This window comes from Hydrogenophaga sp., from assembly GCF_036675665.1.
GTDB lineage: Bacteria > Pseudomonadota > Gammaproteobacteria > Burkholderiales > Burkholderiaceae_C > Hydrogenophaga.
On the sequence record NZ_JAKFEO010000051.1, the window covers coordinates 129,445 to 146,227 of the forward strand.

The 16,783-nt window shown below is 65.7% G+C and carries 19 protein-coding genes; 3 read left to right on the top strand and 16 right to left on the bottom strand.

Annotated features, from left to right (window positions below; translation table 11 throughout):
* Positions 1-178 precede the first annotated feature (178 nt).
* The 3 genes from V6M63_RS17960 to V6M63_RS17970 form a co-directional block, all read right to left on the bottom strand.
* A complete protein-coding gene (locus tag V6M63_RS17960; protein ID WP_016452572.1) occupies positions 179-1,243 on the bottom strand; it encodes a PDDEXK nuclease domain-containing protein in 1,065 nt (354 codons plus the stop codon).
* Positions 1,240-2,592, bottom strand: a complete 1,353-nt coding sequence (locus V6M63_RS17965; protein WP_016452573.1) for a tyrosine-type recombinase/integrase — start codon at positions 2,590-2,592, stop codon at positions 1,240-1,242. The genes V6M63_RS17960 and V6M63_RS17965 overlap by 4 nt, the downstream gene beginning before the upstream one ends.
* A gap of 277 nt (positions 2,593-2,869) precedes the next feature.
* Positions 2,870-3,799: an SDR family oxidoreductase gene (locus V6M63_RS17970; protein ID WP_332744030.1), complete on the bottom strand. Its 930-nt coding sequence runs from the start codon at positions 3,797-3,799 to the stop codon at positions 2,870-2,872.
* An 83-nt stretch (positions 3,800-3,882) separates the two neighbouring features.
* On the opposite strand from V6M63_RS17970, the gene V6M63_RS17975 reads away from it, so the two are divergent.
* Positions 3,883-4,917 (top strand): CDP-6-deoxy-delta-3,4-glucoseen reductase, encoded by a 1,035-nt coding sequence (locus V6M63_RS17975; protein WP_332744032.1) that lies wholly within the window; start codon positions 3,883-3,885, stop codon positions 4,915-4,917.
* A gap of 30 nt (positions 4,918-4,947) precedes the next feature.
* Complete coding sequence (locus V6M63_RS17980; protein WP_332744034.1) at positions 4,948-5,925, top strand: Bug family tripartite tricarboxylate transporter substrate binding protein; 978 nt, start codon at positions 4,948-4,950, stop codon at positions 5,923-5,925.
* Between the two features lie 11 nt (positions 5,926-5,936).
* Here the strand turns inward: V6M63_RS17980 and V6M63_RS17985 are convergent, their stop codons facing one another.
* The 8 genes from V6M63_RS17985 to V6M63_RS18020 all read right to left on the bottom strand — a co-directional run bounded on the left by V6M63_RS17985 (position 5,937) and on the right by V6M63_RS18020 (position 13,693).
* Positions 5,937-7,430 (bottom strand): Do family serine endopeptidase, encoded by a 1,494-nt coding sequence (locus tag V6M63_RS17985; protein ID WP_332744036.1) that lies wholly within the window; start codon positions 7,428-7,430, stop codon positions 5,937-5,939.
* Positions 7,431-7,486: 56 nt separating this feature from the next.
* The gene (locus V6M63_RS17990; RefSeq protein ID WP_332744038.1) at positions 7,487-8,857 is read right to left on the bottom strand and encodes an ATP-binding protein; all 1,371 of its coding nucleotides are present in this window, start codon (positions 8,855-8,857) and stop codon (positions 7,487-7,489) included.
* Complete coding sequence (locus V6M63_RS17995; protein ID WP_332744039.1) at positions 8,854-9,513, bottom strand: response regulator transcription factor; 660 nt, start codon at positions 9,511-9,513, stop codon at positions 8,854-8,856. The genes V6M63_RS17990 and V6M63_RS17995 overlap by 4 nt, the downstream gene beginning before the upstream one ends.
* Before the next feature lie 72 nt (positions 9,514-9,585).
* Positions 9,586-10,170: an SCO family protein gene (locus V6M63_RS18000; RefSeq protein ID WP_442909609.1), complete on the bottom strand. Its 585-nt coding sequence runs from the start codon at positions 10,168-10,170 to the stop codon at positions 9,586-9,588.
* A gap of 22 nt (positions 10,171-10,192) precedes the next feature.
* A complete protein-coding gene (gene cyoE, locus V6M63_RS18005; protein ID WP_332744040.1) occupies positions 10,193-11,098 on the bottom strand; it encodes a heme o synthase in 906 nt (301 codons plus the stop codon).
* On the bottom strand, positions 11,095-12,261 hold the full coding sequence (locus tag V6M63_RS18010) for a COX15/CtaA family protein (protein WP_332744042.1): 1,167 nt from the start codon (positions 12,259-12,261) through the stop codon (positions 11,095-11,097). Before V6M63_RS18010 ends, cyoE begins: the two co-directional genes overlap by 4 nt.
* Before the next feature lie 87 nt (positions 12,262-12,348).
* Entirely contained in the window at positions 12,349-13,026 is a 678-nt protein-coding gene (locus V6M63_RS18015; RefSeq protein WP_332744044.1) for an SCO family protein, read from the bottom strand.
* A complete protein-coding gene (locus tag V6M63_RS18020; protein ID WP_332744046.1) occupies positions 13,007-13,693 on the bottom strand; it encodes an SURF1 family protein in 687 nt (228 codons plus the stop codon). Before V6M63_RS18020 ends, V6M63_RS18015 begins: the two co-directional genes overlap by 20 nt.
* 123 nt (positions 13,694-13,816) lie before the next feature.
* Here V6M63_RS18020 and V6M63_RS18025 point away from each other — a divergent pair, with 123 nt between their 5' ends.
* Entirely contained in the window at positions 13,817-14,059 is a 243-nt protein-coding gene (locus tag V6M63_RS18025) for a twin transmembrane helix small protein (RefSeq protein ID WP_332744048.1), read from the top strand.
* A 96-nt stretch (positions 14,060-14,155) separates the two neighbouring features.
* On the opposite strand, the gene V6M63_RS18030 is transcribed toward V6M63_RS18025, so the two are convergent.
* From V6M63_RS18030 to V6M63_RS18050, 5 genes are all read right to left on the bottom strand, one after another.
* Positions 14,156-15,037, bottom strand: coding sequence for a cytochrome c oxidase subunit 3 (locus V6M63_RS18030; protein WP_332744050.1), 882 nt, complete (start codon positions 15,035-15,037; stop codon positions 14,156-14,158).
* 59 nt (positions 15,038-15,096) lie between these two features.
* A complete protein-coding gene (locus V6M63_RS18035) occupies positions 15,097-15,303 on the bottom strand; it encodes a DUF2970 domain-containing protein (RefSeq protein ID WP_332744052.1) in 207 nt (68 codons plus the stop codon).
* A complete protein-coding gene (locus V6M63_RS18040) occupies positions 15,300-15,914 on the bottom strand; it encodes a cytochrome c oxidase assembly protein (RefSeq protein WP_332744054.1) in 615 nt (204 codons plus the stop codon). Before V6M63_RS18040 ends, V6M63_RS18035 begins: the two co-directional genes overlap by 4 nt.
* Positions 15,915-15,947: 33 nt before the next feature.
* On the bottom strand, positions 15,948-16,058 hold the full coding sequence (locus V6M63_RS18045) for a cytochrome oxidase small assembly protein (RefSeq protein ID WP_332744056.1): 111 nt from the start codon (positions 16,056-16,058) through the stop codon (positions 15,948-15,950).
* A gap of 19 nt (positions 16,059-16,077) precedes the next feature.
* A partial coding sequence (locus V6M63_RS18050; RefSeq protein WP_332744058.1) for a cbb3-type cytochrome c oxidase subunit I occupies positions 16,078-16,783 on the bottom strand: 706 nt, incomplete at its 5' end.

Here is a 16,783-nt window from a genome sequence, read left to right on the forward strand (position 1 = left end):
CCACCTTTAGGCAAGCGCAGCGCGCAGGCCCGGATCAGCGAGCCGGGCCGGAGGCGTCAGCCGAGTGAAGCGAGGGAACGATGAAAGCCCGAATGGGGCGAAACCCCGCAGGGGATTCGATGCGCAGCACGACAGCGCGACGACGGCACGCCGGGACGCCCGAATGCGAGGAACAGAACTACTCGCTGTCCGTCTTGCGCTGCTCGATTTGCAACCGCGCCCGCTCGGTCGCCTGCTGCAACCGCTCGCCCAGCACGGCGCGCGGTGGCAAGCTGGTCAGGTACTCGGCCACGTGGATGCCCGACTTGTCCAGTTCCAGCAGCTCGATCTGCTCGGACTTCTTGCCGGTGCAGAGGATGATCCCCAGCGGTGAGGCTTCTTCGGACTCCCGCTCGTGCAGGTCGAGCCAGCGCAGGTACAGCTCCATCTGCCCCTTGTAAGCGGCCTTGAACTCGCCGACTTTCAACTCCACTGCCACCAGCCGCCGCAGCTTGCGGTTGTAGAACAGCAGGTCGAGGTGAAAGTCGTCGCCGTCGATCTGGATGCGCTTCTGACGGGCAACGAACGTGAAGCCCACGCCCAGCTCCAGCAGGAAGGATTCCATTTCGCGGATGATCGCGGCCTCCAAGTCGCCTTCCTGCCAGGTGTCTCGCAGGCCCAGGAAATCGAGGATGTACGGGTCTCGCATGACCAGAGCGGGCGACATGCGCTGCGCATCGCGCATCCTCGCCAGCTCTTGCGCAATCGTCTCGTCCGGCTTTTGAGATAGCGCCGTGCGCTCGTACAGCATCGAGTCGATGCGCTCGCGCAGCGTCCGCACGCTCCAGCGCTCGATGTTGGCCATCTGTGCGTAGTAGTCTCGCTGGAGCGGGTCTTTCAGCGGCAGCAAGGCCACGAAATGCGACCAGCTCAATTGTCGTGACAGCGTCACGACAATTGGCTCGTCCGTGTAGGTAGCCGCGAACTGCACCATCCGGCGCAGGTTCTTGTCCGCGAAGCTGCGGCCGTAGTCCTGCACAAGCTGCGCAGCCAAGGTCGGCAGGATCTCATCACCGTATCCGGCCCGCTGACCAGCCAGCACTTCCGTGTGGATGCGCTGGCCGATGCGCCAAAACAGCAAGGTCAGCTCGGCGTTGACCGCTGACGCGGCGCGCTGCCGCGCCGCGTCGATCAGTACTCGAATGTCGCCCAGCAGCGTGGCTGGTGCCACAGATGACGCCACGGCTGCTTTGCGCCTGTTCATGCCGTGACCTCCTTCTGGTCCTGCATCAGATTCGGCGCAGCCCGCTTGGAATCAGGCGGCACGGCGCGCGTGGCGGCTTTGCGATGCCGGAATGGACGGTAGTTACCCAGGCTGGTGCGGGTCTTGTCGTCGTCCGTGACCACAGGAGACGGCTTCGGCAGCGCAGCCGGCGCATGGCCGTCGATGGCGCCCCGGCGTAGGGTGGCCACTTTCTCGGCAGCGGCACGCACCGGGTCATCCTCTGCATGGACATACGCCATGAACTGCGTGACGGTCTTGTGCGCAGTCAGCGCCATGCCGACCTTGATGGGGATACCGGAGTTGGCAATGTCGGTCGCCGCACGATGACGGATGCCGTGTGTTCCGACATGCGCTACCTCTGCGCGGCCTAAGATGCGCTTCCAGCCGTTGTAGTACGTGCTCTCGGGCAATGGCTTCTTGGCATCAAAGATGGCTGGACACACGTAAGGCGAGTTGTCGATGCGGGGCGCATTGCGCAGCAACTGGTACGCCGCCTCGCTCATCGGCTTGGACATATCGCCCGTCTTGCTGTCAGACCAGACGACCCGGCGATTCTCGAAATCCACCCAAGCCCATTCGAGCGTGCGGATTTCGGTCATCCGCGCGGAAAACTCGAATTGCAGGCGAACCGCCAGCGTCACGGTCGGATGCTCCAACCCCAGGGCATCCGCACGGTCGAGGTAAGCATAGAGCCGCCCCAGTTCCTCGTTGTTGATATACCGCGTCTCGCCGTCCTCGCGGTACTTGGGGACGTGTCGGCATGGATTGGAGCCGTCAGGCCGGTAGCCCCACACCTCGGCCATGTTGAACATCTTGCGCAAACAGGCCAGAACCCGATTGGCCGTAACGCCGATCTTTGCCTTGTCCTTCATCAGCGTGGTGATGTGCGCCCGCGTTACGTCCGGCACCTTGAGCTTGCCCAGGGTAGGCAGGATGTGGCGGTCGATGTAGCCCTGGTAGGAATCGACCGTCCGGGGCTTGTTGCGCGGCTTGGAGTATTCCTCGATGAACTGCCCGCACAGTTCCTTGACCGTCGGGGCCATGCGGGCAGCCAGCTTGGCGGCGCTGGGGTCGTCGCCCTTGCGCACGTCGGCCAGCCAGTCCTGTGCGATCGACCGCGCTTGCTCGACGGTCAGCTCGCCGAACTGGCCGATCTTCGGCTTGCGGCGCTCGCCCCAGTTCGTGCGGTACTGGAGCATGAAGACCTTGCGGCCGTGGGCGGTGACTTTGCAGAGAAAGCCGGGGACAATGGTATCCCGCAGTTCGTAATCCTTGCCGGTGACTTCTGCCGTATCGACAGCGGATTTGGTGAGTTTGATCTTAGCCATGACGCCTCCTAGTTCGAGATCGAACGCAGGAACCAGCCAGGAGCCACGGCATCAGAATGTCTGCCGCAATCGGTCTGGTCTAGGCGTAAGGCTAAACGGGACTAGCCTCTTGGAAAACCAAGCGCAGCAAGGCTCTGCGGGTTCCAGCGTGGTCTCATGCTAGTCTCGGGACTCAATCTCAAAATCCCCCGCCGCAAGGCGTGCCGGTTCGATTCCGGCCCCGGGCACCACAGATCAGGCCGCGCAAGTTTCTTGCCCGGCCTTTTTTGTTGTCTGCTCAGCGTTCGGATGCCCGCAGGCCCTGGGCCACGGTGGGGTAGCGCAGGCGCAAGCCCAGTTCCTGCTTCATGCGCTGGTTGTGCAGCCGGCGCGACTCGCTCATGAAACTCAGCAGCATCAGCGGCAATTGGTCACTCGCTGCGTCTCGCGCCACGCGGGGCGGGCGCGTCAGGCCGTACAGGTCGGCCGCCAGATCAAAGTAATCACCCATCCGGAGTTCGGTGTCGTCCACCACGTTCACGTTGCGCTGCGGCCGGCCGCGCCACAAGGCCAGCACGCAGGCGCGAGCGAGATCGTCCGCGTGGATGTGGTTGGTGTAGACGTCGTCCTCGGGCCGAAGCACCGGTGTGCCGCGCAGCAGGCGTTCGCGCGGCGTGCCGCCTTCACGATCGGGCGCGTAAATGCCGGGAATGCGCAGCACCGTGGTGCGCACGCCGGTGGCCCGGCCCAGCCAGTGCACCGCCGCTTCCGCGTCCACCCGGCGCCAGGCGCGGGGCGTGAGCGGCCGGGCAGGCGTGGTCTCGTCCACCCAACGGCCCTGGCAGTCGCCGTACACGCCCGACGTGGAGCCATACACCAGCACCGAAGGCAATGAGCGCTGCACCAGCGCGCGGGTGAGTGCGCGGGTGCGTGGGTCCAGGCGCCAGTCGGCCAACTCACCCGAAGGCGGCGGCGCCAGATGCAGCACGCGAGTGGCCAGGCCAGCCAGCCGACGCAGGCTGATGGGGTCGTCCAGGTTGCCCTGCAGTGGCGTGATGCCTTGCGCCCGCATGGCCGGCGCACGGGATGGACTGGAGGTGAGTGCCAGCACGCGCACGCGAGGCGAACTGCCCAGCACACGCGCTGCGCGCAGGCCCACGTCGCCACAACCAATGATCAAGACCCGTTCACGCCGGAAGCGTGCGGGCAAAGCGCCAAGGAGGCTCATGCAGTTTCCGAATTTGAGACAATGACCGGTTGCCGGACAGGCGCCATCGGGCTGTCGGGCCTCTCCATTCATCAAGTGCCAGTATGACATTCACCATCACCGTCGAGCCCAGTGGGCGCACCTTCTCCGCCCAACCCGACGAGGCCATGCTGGCCGCCGGGATTCGTCAGGGCATTGGTTTGCCCTACGGTTGCAAGGACGGTGCCTGCGGCTCGTGCAAGTGCAAGCTGGTCTCGGGCAGCGTGGTGCATGGGCCTCACCAACCCAAGGCACTGAGCGCCGACGAAGAGGCGGCGGGTTACGTGCTGACCTGCTGCGGCGTGGCGCACAGCGACGTGGTGATCGAGTCGCGCCAGGTCACGGAAGCAGGAGCCTTTCCCATCAAGAAAATGCCGGTCCGTGTGAGCGCGCTGGAGCGCGCCTCGCACGACGTGATGGTGCTTCGCCTGCAGCTGCCCGCCAGCGACACCTTTCAGTACCACGCTGGGCAGTACGTCGAGTTCCTCCTGCGCGACGGCGACCGCCGCAGCTACTCCATGGCCAACGCGCCGCACACACAATCCGCCGCGCCGTCGCTGGAGCTGCACGTGCGCCACATGCCCGGCGGCAAGTTCACCGACCACGTGTTCAGCGCGATGAAGGAGAAGGACATCCTGCGCATCGAAGGCCCCTACGGCAGTTTCTTCCTGCGCGAGGACAGCACCAAGCCCATGGTCTTGCTTGCCTCGGGCACCGGGTTCGCGCCCATCAAGGCCGTCATCGAGCACATGCAGTTCAAGGGCATCACGCGCGATGCCGTTTTGTACTGGGGCGGCCGCCGCCCGGCCGACCTGTACCAGAGTGCCTGGATCGACGCGAAGCTGGCGGAAATGCCGAACCTGCGCTACGTGCCGGTGGTGTCCAACGCCCTGCCCGACGATGCGTGGACCGGTCGCACCGGCTTCGTGCACGAGGCGGTGCTGCAGGACCTGCCCGACCTCTCGGGCCACGAGGTGTACGCTTGCGGCGCACCGATCGTGGTCGATTCGGCCAGACGAGACTACGTGGCGAAAGCCGGTCTCCCTGAGGAAGCCTTCTTCGCCGACTCCTTCACCAGCGCCGCCGACAAAGTGGCCTGAGCTTTCATACAAAAGAACCGGAGACAACCCATGCTGCACCGCCGCCAACTGATCACCCGCTCTGCCCTGGTTTCGGCCAGCCTTGCCCTGCCCGGCTTTGTGATGGCCCAAGCCAGCACCACGCGCATCATCGTGCCCTTCGCCGCGGGCGGTCCGATCGACGTGACCGCGCGCATCCTGGCCGAGGCGGTCAAGGGGGCACTGGGCACGGTGATCGTGGAGAACCGGCCCGGCGCGGGTGGCAACATCGGCGTGAGCGCGGTGGCCAAGGCCGCGCCCGACGGCCTCACGCTGGGCATCGCCACCACGGCGTCGCACGGCATCAACCCCTGGCTGTTCAGCAAGCTGCCCTACGACCCGGCCAAGGACTTCGCACCCATCACGCAGATGCTGCGCGTGCCCAACGTGCTGGTGATGAACGCGGACGCCGCCGCGCGCCTGAACATCAACTCCCTGGGCGACCTGATCGCCTACGGCAAGGCGAACCCGGGCAAGCTCAACTACGGCTCGGGTGGCAACGGCAGCGCCGGCCACCTGGCGGGCGAACTCTTCAAAAACCAGGCCGGCATTTTTGCGGTGCACATCCCCTACAACGGTGGCAACCCGGCGCAGCTCGGCCTGCTCTCGGGCCAGGTCGATTTCAACTTCGACAACCTCGCCACCGCCGCGGCCAACATCCGCTCGGGCAAGCTCAAGGCCCTGGCCGTGACCACCGCGCAGCGCAGCGGCGTGGTGCCGGATGTGCCCACGGTGGCGGCCACCCTGCCCGGCTTCGAGATCGACACCTGGTGGGGCCTGATCGCGCCGGCCGGCACACCCGCCGATACCGTGCGCAAGCTCAACACGGCGTTCGGCGATGCGCTGAAGTCGCCCGAGGTGAAGAGCCGCTTCGCCCTGCTGCTGGCCGAGCCCGCGCCCAACACGCCAGAGCAGTTCGGCGACTTCATGAACCGCGAGCGTGCGAAGTACGAGCGCATGGTCAAGCTCAGCGGCGCCAAGGTGGACTGAGTCCGCCGCGCTCAGCCCAGACGGATCGGCACGAAGATCTGGTTGCCGTCTCTCTGAATCAGCAGCGCGAGTGACTTGGTGGAGCCGCCCAGCATGGCGCGCACCTGCTCGACACTCTGCACCTTCGCACCATTCACCGCGAGCAGCACGTCTCCCGCCTCCACCCCGGCCAGGGCCGCCGGGCCTTGTGCGTCTTCGACCAGCAGGCCGCCATCCGGGCCTTCCAGACCGGCCGCTCGACGCTCCTGTGGCGCCAGGGGTCGCAGCGCCAGGCCCAGCCGGCCTTGATCGGTCGCGCTGTCGGCGCGGGCCACTTTCGCGGCCTTGTCGGACGCATCGCCCAGCTTGGCGCTGAGCACCACCGGCTGCCCCTGGCGCCAGACGTTCAACTGCACGGTCGACCCGGGCAGGGTCTGACCGATCAAGGCCGGCAGATCGCCCGACGCCACGATGGTCTGACCGCCCACCTGGCGGATCACATCGCCCACCTGCAGGCCGGCTTTGGCGGCCGGGCTGCCCGGCTCCACGCTGGACACAAGAGCGCCCTCAGGCTTGTCGAGCTGGAACGATTCGGCCAGGGTCTGGTTGATCTCCTGCACTGTCACACCCAGGCGCGCATGGCGGGCCTTGCCGTGCGCCACGATCTGGTCCTTGACATGCAGCACCGTCTCCATCGGGATCGCAAACGACAGGCCCTGGTAGCCACCGGTGCGGCTGTAGATCTGCGAGTTGATGCCCACCACCTCGCCACGCGCGTTGAACAGCGGCCCACCCGAGTTGCCGGGATTCACCGCCACGTCGGTCTGGATGAAGGGCACAAAGCTGTCATCCGGCAACGAGCGCCCCTTGGCGCTGACCACACCCGCGGTCACGCTGTTCTCGAAGCCGAACGGCGAGCCGATGGCCAGCACCCATTCACCGACCTTCAGGTCTTTCGCGCTGCCCAGCGGCACCACGGGCAGGTCTTTCGCGTCAATCCGCAGCACCGCCACATCGGTTTTCGGATCCGTGCCGAGCACCTTGGCCACGAACTCGCGGCGGTCAGTGAGCTTCACGGTCACGCGTTGAGCGTTGCGCACCACATGGGCATTGGTCAACACCAGACCATCGGCGCTGATGATGAAGCCCGAGCCCTGGCCACGCGCCGGCAATTCGCGCCCGCCGCCCTGTCCGCCCGGGCCCTGGAAGCGCTTGAAGAATTCGAAGAACGGGTCGTCGGGGTCGATGCCGGGTGGCAGGCGGTTCTGCGCCTGTTGCTCATCTTCCACGCCGGCTTTGCCGACCACGCTGATGTTGACCACCGCGGCGCCATGGCGTTGCGCGATCTGCGAGAAGTCGGGCAAAGCCGTGCCGGCTGCCACGATGGGCGCGGCCTGCAACGTGGCCACGGGGGCGGCGGCGCGGGCATGGGTGCCGGAAACCAGGCCCACGCTGGCGCCGCCAACGATGCCCGCGGCGGCCAGCGACAACACCAGACGCGTCGCGGTGAGAGAGAGGGTTTTCATGTGAGCTCCTTCAGCAAGGACAGGTTGAACATGTCCTTGAATATGGGCTCGCAGAGTTAGCCGGTTCTTAAAGGCAACCGCAACCCGATGCGCAGGCCGCCGAGACGCGGCGAGCGGTCCAGTTCCAGCGTGGCGCCGTGCAGCTGCGCAATGGCACTCGCGATTGCCAGTCCCAGCCCGCTGCCGGTGGTGGTCGAACCGGGCACGCGGTAGAAGCGGTCGAGCACGCGCGCGCGGTCCGCCTCGGAGATGCCCGGGCCGTTGTCTTCCACCGCCAGCACCTGTTGCCCGGCCTCGCGCCGCACCGACACGTCCACCGTGCCACCCTCGGGCGTGTACTTCAGCGCGTTGTCCACCAGGTTGGTGAGCAGGATGCGCAACGGCTCGGCATGGCCATGGACCCGTCCCGCATCGGCCTCAACCAGGCCCAGATCGATGTGCTTGGATACTGCCAGCGGGACCAGATCGGCCACCACCTGCGCCGCGAGCGTGGCCAAGACCACTGGCTGCGGTGGCTCACCGCCTGCGGGACGGGCCTGCTGGCGCGCGAGCACCAGCAGTTGCTCGACCAGGCGTGTGGCACGGTCGATGCCGGTAAGCAGACGCTCCACCGCGACCTCGCGCGTTGCGTCGTCGCGCGCACGCTGCAGACCCTGCACCTGCAGCCGCAGCGCGGCCAGTGGTGAGCGCAGTTCGTGCGCGGCCTCGGCCACAAAATTCTTTTGCGCATCGAAGGCCTGGCGCACGCGGCCAAAGAGCAGGTTGAGTTCGTGCACCAGCGGACGGATCTCGTCGGGCAGGCCGGCTTCGCTCACCTCCGCCAGTTCATCGGCCTCGCGCGCGGCCACCTGCCGCCGCACACGCGCCACCGGCGCGAGCGAGGCACTCACCACCGCCCAGGCCACCAGCATCAGCAGCGGCGCGATGCCGACAATCGGCCACACCGTGCGCCAGGCCAGCGCACGCGCCATCGCCTGGCGCGGCCGCATGTCCTGCGCGACCTGGATGACCTGCGCGCGCGTTTGCATCGAATACACCCGGTACGGCCTGCCGTCGATCTCGAGGTTGGAGAAGCCCAGCGTCGCGCGCTGCGGCAGATCGGCCGAGGTGCCGGACTGGAACACGCGCAGGCCTTCGTGCGTCCAGGCCTGCACGAAGAAATCGAAGGCCTCGGGCGTCGGTCGGTCATCGCGCGGCACCAGCGGCGGTGGCATCGGTGGTGGCAGACCGGGCATGGCCACGCCCGCGCGCAGCGCCTGGGCCATCTGCTCCATGTGGTAATCGAAGATGCTGTCGGCCTCGGCGCGCGCCTGCCGGTAGACCACCGCCACCTGCACCCCCGCCGCGAACACGATGGCCAGCAGCAGCAGGCCGATCAGCCGCGTGCGCAGCGAGCGCGGTGAAAAGAGGCGCGCCAGCCCGTTCATGCCTTGGGCACCATGTAGCCGACCCCCCGCACGTTCTGGATCAGGCCGGCGCCGAGCTTCTTGCGCACACCGTGGATGTAGACCTCGACCGCGTTGCTGCTGACGTCGTCCTTCCAGCCAAAAAGTTTTTCCTCGAGTTGCGCGCGCGAGAGCACCAGGCCCGGGCGCGCGATCAGGGGCTCGAGCACGGCCCACTCGCGCGCCGACAGCACCACCGGTTCGCCCCGGGCCATCACTTCACGCGTGGTGGTGTTGATGCTCACGCCCAGGTGTTCGTACACCGGCTCGGCACGCCCCGATGCGCGGCGCAACAGCGCGCGGATGCGCGCGAGCAATTCATCCAGGTCGTAAGGCTTGAGGATGTAGTCGTCGGCGCCAGCGTCCAGCCCCTGCACACGCTGCTGTACCGAGTCGCGTGCGGTGGCAATCAGCACCGGCACGCGGTTCTTGCTCGCGCGCAGTTCGCGCAGCACGTCCAGGCCGTCGCGTCGCGGCAGGCCAAGGTCGAGCAGGATGAGGTCGTAGGTTTCGGATTGCGCGGCCGTGGCTGCCATGTCACCGTCGCGCACCCAGTCCACCGCGTAGTGCTCTGCGCGCAGGAGGTCCAGCACGGCCTCGCCGATCATGGTGTCGTCTTCGACCAGCAACAGCCTCATGTGCGCATTCTCCAGACACGGTGTTCTCCCGCCATCGTGCGCGGGCCCGCTTAGGTGGGGCTTAGGGCGCGCTCAGGACGCCAGCAGCTTCTTCAGGTCGCTCGCCAGCGCGGGCGCGCCACTGCCGTAGCGGTGGTACAGGCGAATGCGCCCCTGCGTGTCGTACACGTAGCTCCCGGCCGAGTGGTCCATGGTGTAGCTGGTGGGCGTGGGTCCATCCACCTTCTTGTAGTAGATCTTGTAGCTCTTGGCCAGCGCGGGCAACTGGTCGGGGGCGGCGTACAGCGCGAGAAAGCTGGGGTCGAAACTGGCCATGTACTGCTTCATGATCTCGGGCGTGTCGCGCTCGGGGTCGATGCTGACGAACAAGCCCTGCAGGCGATCACCATCGACACCCAGCAGGCGTTTGGCTTCGGCCAGCTCGCTCATCGTGGTGGGACACACGTCGGGGCACTGGGTGAAGCCGAAGAACAGCACCACCAGCTTGCCCTTGAAATCGGCGAGAGTGCGTGGCTGACCGTTGTGGTCGGTCAGCGAGAACCCGGTGGCGTAGTCGGCGCCGGTGATGTCGATGCCGGAGAAGCTGGCCGGCGCGTCGGTACATGCGGAGAGCCACAAGGTGCCCAAACCCATGGCAAGAAGGTGTCGGCGATTCATGGCGGGCATTCCAGAGTGGGAGTCACAGGTAATGATCGATCAACAGCGCGGCGAACAGCAGCGACAGATGGATCAACGAGAAGCGGAAGGTCTTGCGCGCGAGCGCGTCGGAGTAGTTGCGCCACAGTGCCCAGGCATAGCCGCAGAAGCCGATGCTCAGCGCGATGGCACTGGCCAGGTAGAACCAGCCGCTCATGCGCATGATGAAGGGCATGAGGCAGGCGGCAAACAGCACGAAGGTGTAGAGCAGTATCTGCAGCCGCGTGAACTCCGAGCCGTGCGTGACCGGCAGCATCGGCAGGCCGGACTTGCGATAGTCCTCCACGCGGTAGAGCGCGAGCGCCCAGAAGTGCGGTGGCGTCCAGAGGAAGATGATCAGGAACAGGATCAGCGCCTCGGGCGAGACCACGCCGGTCATGGCGGCCCAGCCCAGCACCGGCGGCATGGCGCCGGAGGCACCGCCGATCACGATGTTCTGTGGCGTCAGCGGCTTGAGGATCACGGTATAGACCACCGCATAGCCCACGAAGGTGGCGAAGGTCAGCCACATGGTCAGGGGATTGACGGCGAAGTACAGCACCGCAGAACCAGCGACGCAGAGGGCGGCCGAGAACGAGAGCGTCTTGCCGTTGGTGAGCTGACCTTTGGCGGTGGGCCGCCAGGCGGTGCGCTTCATCTTGGCGTCGATGTGCTGCTCGACAACACAATTGAAGGCCGCGGCCGCACCGGCCACGAGCCAGATGCCGAAGCAGGCGGTGGCCGCAAGCTGCACCTGCGCCCAGGTGGGCACGCCGGGCACGGCCAGCACCATGCCGATCAGCGCGCAGAACACGATGAGCTGGATCACGCGTGGTTTGGTCAGCGCGTGGTACTGGCGCCAGACCGAGGGCAAGGCAACAGCCACGGAGGGAGAGGAAGCGGCGCTCATGGGGTTGATCGGAACATGTTCAGGGCGGGAGCGCCGGTTGTTTCAGCGCGGCGGGGTGCGGCACTGCGCGTGCCGCTCAGGGCGCCGGTGAAGACGATCACCAGTGCCGCGGCACCGGCCGTGTGGCCCACCGCGGCGAGCAGCGGCCAGTCGAGAACGACATTGGTCAACCCACTGGCGAACTGCCAGAGCGCGAGCAACAACAGCGCACGAGCCGTTTGCCCCATGGCCGGCACACGCCACAGCCGCCAGCCGAGCCAGACCATTGCGCCAAGCACCACAAAGGCCATGAGGCGGTGCACCACGTGGATGGCGGTGAGCGCCGGGAAGGCGATCGCCTCACCGGCGCTGTTCATGCCCAGGTGGCGCCACAGCGTGAAGCCTTCGCGGAAATCCATGCCTGGCCACCAGCTCCCCTGGCAGGTGGGGAAGTCGCTGCAGGCCAGCACGGCGTAGTTGGTGCTGACCCAGCCACCCAGCGCGATCTGCAGCCACAACAGGCCGAACACCACCACCAGCGCATGGCGCAACCGCCCTGGCAGTTCCACCCGGCCACGGGAGCCCGGCTCGGCCAGCCGGTAGCCCACCGCCTGCGCACGCAACAAGGCCAGCAAGCCCAGGCCACCGAGCAGATGCAGCGTGACGATGGCGGGGAACAGCTTCATGGTGACCGTGAGCGCACCGAAGGCGCCTTGCAGGCAGACCCACACCAGCGTCACCAGCGGCCACATGAACGACACCGAGAGGCGGCGCCGCTCCATCCAGCTCACCAGCGCCAACACCAGAATCAGAACGCCCACGGCGGTCGCGAGGTAGCGGTGGATCATCTCGATCCAGGCCTTGGAGAACGTCACCGGGCCGGTGGGCATGGCGTCCTGCGCGGCGGCGATCGCCGTGCTCGCACCCACCGGACTCACACTGCCGTAGCAGCCGGGCCAGTCGGGGCAACCGAGGCCCGAGTCGGTCAGGCGCGTGAAGGCGCCGAAAAGCACAAGGTCGAAGGTGAGAAAGAGCGTGACCAGGGTGAGCACGCGCAGGCGCTGGGCCGGCAATGCCTGGCGGTTGCGCACCCACACCCAGGCCAAGGGCCCGAGCGCGATCACCACGCCCAGCAGCATGAGGCGGGCGATGGGGGCCAGGTCGTAGAGCGGTTGGGCGTCCATGTCAGGCCCTCCGCCGAGCCGCCTCAAGGCGGGCCTGCGCCCCCTCGCGGGGCAGCGACGGCACGAAGTGCGGAGCGTGGGGGTTCATCATGGCTGCCGGTCGGCCTTGTCCCAGAACGCCGATGCACGCAGCAGGCGATCCAGATCACGTTTGGCTTGTTTGGGGTCGATGTTGGCCGGGAACCGCATCATCCAGTTGCCCAGCGGATCGACCACGTAGAGGTGGTCCTCGATCTTCTGGCCAGCCGCCGGCTGCAGCCAGGCCGACAGGGCCTGGGCGTCGATCTGCAACACCTGCGCGGCAGCGGTGGCCTGTTTCAGGGGTTCGGACAGGAGTGCGTCCCCCGTGCGCAGCCAGACCCAGTCCAGGCGCTCCTTTTCGCGGCCCAGCGTTTCACGCAGTTGGCGCTGCAGCAGCAGGTGTTCCTGACAAGCCTCGTCGCAGGCGCTGTCGGCCACGCTGATCAAAAGCCACTGGTCCTTGAGCGCTTGCAAGGGCACGGTCTGGCCCCGGGCATTGACCACCGTGATGGCGGGCAACGGGCGCTGGGGGTCGATCAACTCGCCATAGTTGCGCCGACCTTCGGGTCGGATGACGTAGTAGGTGAGGTAGGAAGCCACCACCGGCGCCACACACACCAGCGCCAGGCCCAGCAGCTTCCAACGCCCCGCGCGCGCATTCACCACAGCCCCGGCGCCACCCTGGTCGAGCTGGGGCAGGTTGTGCACGGTGAGGGTCAGGGGTTCATCGGACATCTGTGCCATGGGACATGCGCTTTCGGCGGGGGGAAATGAATTGGAACCAGATGTAGAGCAGGCCCGCGAGGGCACACAAGCCAAACCACTGGAACGCGTAGCCGTGGTGCGTGTCGACACCCACCGCTGCACGAGGCCATTCGCGCAACAGGCCTTCGGGGGATGCACCGGTTTGCTGCACGGACACGGCCAGGAGCTTGAGTCCGGTTTCCTCGGCAAAGCCGCCGAGGTCGATATTTTGCCGGATCGCACCCTTGCCCGCCTCGCCCAGCTGGTATAGCTTGCCCGGCGGCGGGGCCAAGCGACCCTCGACGTGCACCTCACCCGCGGGCGTGTCGATCGTGGGCACGCGGCTTCGGTCGGTGAAATCGCGCGGCACCCAGCCCCGCTGCACCAGCACGGCGCGCTGGCTGCCCGCCAGCCGCAGCGGTGTGACTAGAAAGAAGCCGTTTCGGGCGGCCATCTGCCGGTTGTCCAAGAACACTGACGCGTCTTTCACCCACTGCCCTCGGAGCTGCACCGGGCGGTGCAGACCCGCCAGCGGATCGGTCGCCAGCAGCAGATCGTCCGTCTGCCAGGCGGGAAGGTCAGCGCGCTGGTTGATCTGCTCCTGCAACGCGATTTTCTGTCGCGCCCGGTCCAACTGCCAGAAACCCAGCGATGCGGTGACCGCCATGGTGAAAACGGTGGCCACGGTGACAACGACGAACCGCGCACGCGCAGACATCATGACCCGGCTCCCGGCTCCGGACCGATGCCTGGCGCGACACGGGGCTCTGCCGCGCCGATAATCCGATGCATGAAATATCTGGTCATCGTGGCATTCATTGCCATCATTGGAAGTCTGGCCGCGGCCCTGGTGTTCATGATGCGCGGCGGCCTGTCCGACGCAGCCGATGCGCCCGACAGCCCGCCCCGCAAGAACCACATGGCCAGAGCGCTTGCGTTCCGTGTCGGGTTCTCCATCCTGTTGTTCGTGGTGGTGCTCATCAGCTATCTGATGGGCTGGATCCAGCCCACCGGTCTCCCATTGCAACGCTGATCAAACGCTCCCTGTCTTCTGTTGCAACAACAAAAAAGCGCCTGATGGCGCTTTTTTGTTGAGCCACCAGGGGTTGCCGAGCACCCCGGGAAGCGCTCACAACCAATAGACCAGGATGTAGAGGCCCAGCCACACCACGTCCACGAAGTGCCAGTACCAGGCAGCGCCCTCGAAGCCGAAATGGCGCTCGGCGGTGAAGTGGCCCTTTTGCAGGCGCAGGGTGATGAACAGGAGCATCAGCATGCCCACAAACACGTGGAAACCGTGGAAGCCGGTGAGCAGAAAAAACGTCGAGCCGAAGATGCCCGAGGACAGCTTGAGGTTGAGGTCTGCGTAGGCGTGTGCGTACTCGTAACCCTGCACGAACAGGAACACCATGCCCAGCACCACGGTCATCCACATGAATGCGATGGTCTTGCCGCGGTTGCCCGCTTGCAGCGCGTGGTGGGCGATGGTCAGCGTGACGCCCGAGGTCAGCAGCAGCGCGGTGTTGATCGTGGGCAGCCAGAATGGTCCCATGGTCTGGAAGGGCTCGACGATGCCGCCGGGCGATGCGGTGGCTCCGGCCTGCATGCTGGGCCACACCGCCGAGAAGTCGGGCCAGATCAGCGAGTTCTCGATGTTGCCCAGCGCCGGCACCGAATGGACACGGGCCCACCAGAGCGCGGTGAAGAATGCACCGAAGAACATCACCTCGGAGAAGATGAACCAGCTCATGCTCCAGCGGAAGGACAGGTCGATCTTGCGGCCGTACATGCCGCTTTCGCTCTCGCCGACCGCTTCACGGAACCACTGGAACAGCACGATCAGCCAGAAGGCCAGACCGAAGGCGAGCGAATATGCACCCCAGCCGTGGCCGTTGATCCATTGCCCCGCGCCAAGAATGACGAAGAACAGGCCGATCGCCGCCATCACCGGGTGCCGCGAAGGGCCCGGAACGTAGTAGTAGGGCGTTGTGCCGTGGGATGCTGCTGACATGCTCACTCCAGTTTTCGCTTGTTTGAATATGAAAAATCGTTCGGATCAGGGGGAGGCTTTCAGCCCACGACCCAGTTCACCAACAGAATCAGGGCCAGAACGAACAGAAACGCCATGCCCACACCCACTGCGATCAGGTGCAAGGGATTGAGCTTGGCAATGTCGTTCTGGTAGTCGGCGTTGCGGCGCACACCCAGGAAGCCCCACAGCACGGCCTTCACCGTTCCGACAAAGGAACCCTTGCGTTTGTGCAACGGCTCGTTCATACGGCACCCGCCGGCTTCAAGACGGCCGGGGTCTCCACCCGAACCGCCACGTCATCTGGAGCCGCCGGCACCTTGCCGCCGACTTCAAAGAAGGTGTAGGACAACGTGATCGTGGTCACGTCCTTGGGCAGGCGCGGGTCGATCACGAAGGCCACGGGCCATGCCTTCTTCTCACCCGCCTGCAAGGTGTACTGCGTGAAGCAGAAGCACTCAAGCTTGTTGAAATGGGCCATGGCCTGCTTGGGCGCGTAGCTAGGAATGGCCTGGGCCGCCATGGTGCGGTTCTGGATGTTCTGGAACTCGTACATCACCGTGGTCAACTCGCCCGGGTGCACCTGCAGCGAACGCACGGCTGGCTTGAAATGCCACGGTCCGCGGCTGTTCACATCGAACTCCACCGTGATGGTGCGGCTGGTGTCCACCTGCGTGTTGGCAGCAGCCTTGGACGTGGCTCCCGGAATCTGGCGGTCGGACAGCGACAGGACGTTGATCCCGGTTGCTTCACAGATGGCGTTGTAGATCGGCACCAGCGCATAGCCGAAGGCGAACATGCCCAGCGTGATCACGCCGAGCTTGCCCACCATCTTGAAGTTCTCGCTGCGCAGTCCCACGGTCTGGTTCCTGTGTTCGGTGGTGCCGGGGCGTCAGCCGCCCAGCAACACCATCTTGCCGACGAACCCGATGAAGAACACCAGCGCCACCGACGCCAGGATCAAACCCAGGCGCTGGTTGTGTTTCTTTTGTTCAGGTGTCATGTTGCGAGCCATGGCTGTTTCAGCCGATCACCTTGGTGGCGGTGGCGTCGAGCTTGGGCGGGTTTTCGAAGGTGTGGAACGGGGCGGGCGACGGCACTTCCCACTCCAGGCCTTCGGCACCTTCCCAGGGCTTCTGCGGGGCTTTTTCGCCCTGGCCGCGCATCGCGGGCAGCGCCACGAACAAGAAGAAATACACCTGCGCGATGCCGAAGCCGAACGCGCCCACCGAGGCAACGGCGTTGAAGTCGGCGAACTGCATCGGGTAGTCCGCATAACGGCGCGGCATGCCGGCCAGGCCCAGGAAGTGCATCGGGAAGAAGGTCACGTTGAACGAGATCATCGACCACCAGAAGTGGATCTTGCCGCGCGATTCCTTGTACATCACGCCGGTCCACTTGGGCAACCAGTAGTAGATGCCCGAGAACATGGCGAACAGCGAACCGGCCACCAGCACGTAGTGGAAGTGCGCCACCACGTAGTAGGTGTCCTGCATCTGGATGTCGATCGGTGCGACCGACAGGATCAGACCAGTGAAGCCACCGATGGTGAACACGAAGATGAAGCCGACAGCCCACATCATCGGGGTCTCGAAGGTCATCGAGCCCTTCCACATGGTCGCGATCCAGTTGAAGATCTTCACGCCCGTGGGCACGGCGATCAGCATGGTCGAGTACATGAAGAACAGCTGGCCCGTCACCGGCATGCCGGTGGTGAACATGTGGTGC